Genomic DNA, 2,568 nt, shown 5'->3' with positions numbered 1-2,568 from the left:
GTGAGTATTCGAGTCTCTGAGCCCCACCCGATCGTGCGGTTGAGCCCCACTGGTCGTGCGGAAGAGCACCAGTGGTGGTGTGGCTCAGCACCACTGGTGCTCCCCGTCACGGATTACGCGGTTGCGAGGGCGGTTTGTTCCCTCATGTTGTAGGTGCCGGTGTCGACCCAGGTGGTGTTGTGGATGATGCGGTCCATGATGGCGTCGGCGTGGACGCTGGCGCCGAGGCGTTGGTGCCAGTCCTTCTGTTGATACTGGGTGCAGAACACTGTTGATGTCTCGCCGTAGCGGCGCTCCATCAGCTCCAGCAGCATTGTCCGCATCGATTCCGTCGGCTTATCGAGCAGCCACTCGTCGATGACCAGCAGCGTGAACGCGGCATATTTGCGGAGGAACTTGCCCGCCCCGCCCGGGGCGTCTTGCGCGGCGACCCAGGCTTCCTCGAGGTCGGGCATCCGGACGTAGTGAGCGCGGATTCGATGCTCGCAGGCCCGTTTGGCGATCGCGCATCCCAGATACGACTTCCCCGACCCGGTAAAGCCCTGGAAGACGACGTTCTGCTGCCGGGTGACGAACGAGCAGGTCCCGAGCTGGGTCAGCACCTGCCGGTTGAGGCCGCGCTCGTCGAGCAGGTCGATGCGCCGCAAATCCGCGTTCGGGTAACGCAGTCCCGCCCGCCGGATCAGCCCGTCAACCTTGGAATGCATGAAGCTCGAGTAGGCGTCGTCGACGACCAGCCGGACCCGTTCCTCGAAGGTCAGGCTGATCGAGAGAATCTCGTCCTGGAGGTCGATGGCCTCCAACAGCTCGCCGGCATTCATCTCGCGGAGCTTGCGTTTAGTCTCCCCGTCCAGCGCGCTCAACGGTTCCCTCCGGCGTAGTAAGCGCTGCCACGAACATAACCGCCATCGTCCGGTTCCGGTTCCGGAACTTGTCCGGTTTTGTCTTGCCCGGTGTCGAGGATCGGCCGCAAATGCGCGTAGCGCGGGGAGCGGACCGGCCCCCGCAACGCGAGCTCGCAGGCGGCCTCGACCCGGGCCGGAGGGAACCGGCGCGACAGTTTCAGCACGGCCAGCGCGGCGTCGAAGCCGGCCTCGTCGATGAAGACGGTCTCGAAGATCTTGGCCGTCACGGTGACGGTTGCCGGCCCGATCCGCGCGGCCCATTCCTCGATCCGGGCTCGGTCCCAGGCCTGGAAGCTGCGCCCCTCGGGCAAGTCCGCATCGTTCGTCCGATACTGATTCGTCGTCGTGACCGGCAGCAGCAAATGGCTGGCCAGACGCTCGTCGCGCCGATAGACCTCCAGCATCGTCTCGGTGACACGAAGGTCTACCAGCGCGCCGATGTGGCTGAAAGGGACGGAGTAGAAATTCTTGGCCCAGACCACGTGGGCGTTGGCGTTGACCTTTCGTTTATAGGACCACGTGCTGATCTCGAACGGTGCCGCTGGCAGCGCCTGCAACAGAGGTTTCTCCTCGGTGGTGAACACGCTGAGGCGGGACCCGACGCGTTTCTGGAACGGCTCCCGGTTATAGGCATCCATCTGTTCCCGGATCCGCAGGCGCAGCTGTGCCAGCGACGTGAACGTCTCCTGCCGCAAACCCGCGATGACCCAGGTCGCGACATGGGAGACCGTGTTCTCAGTGCTACTTTTGTCGCGCGGGTGGCGAACTCTGCCAGGCAGCACTGCGGCCGAGTAGTGCGCAGCCATCTCCCGGTAGGCATCGTTCAAAACGACCTCCCCTTCCTTCGGGTGGGAGATCACCCCTGTCTTCAAGTTGTCGGGCACCAGGCGTGGGACGCTGCCGCCGAAGAAAGCGAACATTGCGGTGTGGGCGCGCAGCCACGAGTCCTGCTTCATGTCCAGGGTGGCTTCCACGAACGCATACCGGCTGAACGGCAGGCACGCGACGAACAAATACACCCTCGACATCTCGCCCGACGTCGGATCGAGTAGTTGCATCGTGGGCCCGGACCAGTCGACCTCGATGCTACGGCCGGCTTTGTGGCCGACCCGCGACGTCGCCCCCGAGACAGCGGCGTGCTCGCCATAGAGGCGACAGAACCGGTCGTAGCTCATCGTCGCCTGCGCCATCGATGACGCGTCGACATACTCCTGGTGCAACAGCTTCAACGTCACCCCGACCCTGGCCAACTCCGTATGCACCCGCGCCCAGTCCGGCTGCGCGAACACACTCTCGTGGACGCCGCGGCCGGGGAACAACGTCGAATACACCTTGGCCTCCGACAACTCGGCGACGTCGTCCCAGTCGAGCCCGAGCCGCTCTGCTGCATCGAGCACAGCTCGAATGCTGTGCCGGGACATTCCCTGGGCGGACTCGATAGCCCGTCGCGACAAGCCCTGATTACGCAGCTGCAGGATCTGCTTCGCTTTGATCTTCCGCACCATTGCCGGTACTCCTTCCACCGTGTGGCGCTCACACGGTGGAAGGAGCTTTTCAGGTGGGGCTCAACCACGCCGGTAGTGGGGCTGAACGATACAAATCACGCATCTGAACAGTGGGGCTCACTCGCACCACAGGTGGTGCCCATCGAAGCCAATATTCA

At 63.8% G+C, this 2,568-nt stretch carries 2 protein-coding genes; both read right to left on the bottom strand.

The genetic code is table 11. The features are described from left to right. Positions 1 to 113 precede the first annotated feature (113 nt). Entirely contained in the window at positions 114 to 863 is a 750-nt protein-coding gene (locus QN350_RS19465; RefSeq protein WP_322188740.1) for an ATP-binding protein, read from the bottom strand. Next, positions 860 to 2,410 (bottom strand): IS21 family transposase, encoded by a 1,551-nt coding sequence (gene istA / locus QN350_RS19460; protein ID WP_323517162.1) that lies wholly within the window; start codon positions 2,408 to 2,410, stop codon positions 860 to 862. The genes QN350_RS19465 and istA overlap by 4 nt, the downstream gene beginning before the upstream one ends. Between the last annotated feature and the right edge of the window lie 158 nt (positions 2,411 to 2,568).

Origin of the sequence: Cryobacterium sp. 10I5 (assembly GCF_035019865.1) — a bacterium.
Lineage (GTDB): Bacteria > Actinomycetota > Actinomycetes > Actinomycetales > Microbacteriaceae > Cryobacterium > Cryobacterium breve_A.
The sequence above is the reverse complement of the archived record's forward strand: the minus strand, read 5'-3'. Positions and strand labels throughout refer to the sequence as shown.

Coding starts and splice junctions, on each gene's coding strand:
- istA (WP_323517162.1), bottom strand. CDS start 2,410: ATGGTGCGGAAGATCAAAGCGAAGCAGATCCTGCAGCTGCGTAATCAG.